The sequence below is a fragment of the Bergeyella anatis genome (genome assembly GCF_036016955.1).
GTDB lineage: Bacteria > Bacteroidota > Bacteroidia > Flavobacteriales > Weeksellaceae > JAYWXI01.
The window spans coordinates 1-758 of the sequence record NZ_JAYWXI010000083.1 but is presented as its reverse complement, the minus strand read 5'-3'; the positions used below and the strand labels follow the sequence as shown (position 1 = coordinate 758).

Sequence of the window (758 nt, the reverse complement as noted above, 5' to 3'; positions counted from 1 at the left end):
GTTCAAATGGAATAATTTTATCATCATTGACAACCACAGGTACTGAATAATTGCCACATAGATACTCTTTAAAATCTTCTTTTGTTTTCTCTTCACTCACCACTTTGTTTAGCATCAACTTGAATTGCTCGTTTGAAATATCGGAAATTTCTTTTGTGGTGGTGGATATGGTTTCAGTCGTATTATTTTTAGGAGCTACGGGAATATTGTCTAACATATCTACCAATGGGTCTTTTTGGGCTTCTCCCATTGGTAGTGAAAATGATTCGTGAGGCTTCTCAAATTCATAAGTTTTAATATTAATCGGCTGTTTGGCTATAATTTTTTTGGGTGCTACATAAATATCCTTAGTAGCAATATGCTCAACATCTCCATTAACCATTAAAGAAATTTTCTTTTTCCCTTCTTTTTTAAATGCATAATAAACCGTTTGCCCTAAAGCATCTGTTGAGTAAGTTTCTCCAAAACTCCATTCAAATGATACGCCTCCTTCTTTCTCAGCATGAAAACGAACACGCTCTCCCACGAATACCACATCAGGTGCATCAATATTAGCTAAGTATCCAACAGACTGACTTACAGAACCAATGGTTATCATTTTTTGATGCTGACAACTACCGTTTATAGTCAATGTTACTATATATTCTCCAGGTTTGTCATATCTGTGGAAAGTATGCTGACGAATGTCCGTGGCTGAGCCATCACCAAAATCCCATTTCCAAGTTTGAGCCCCAGGAGTATTGTCATAAAGTTCAACC

The 758-nt window shown here is 36.3% G+C and carries 1 protein-coding gene; it reads right to left on the bottom strand.

Annotated features, from left to right (window positions below):
* Positions 1-758, bottom strand: a 758-nt coding sequence (locus VQ048_RS12330) for a PKD domain-containing protein (protein WP_327611943.1), incomplete at both ends; no start/stop codon positions are given.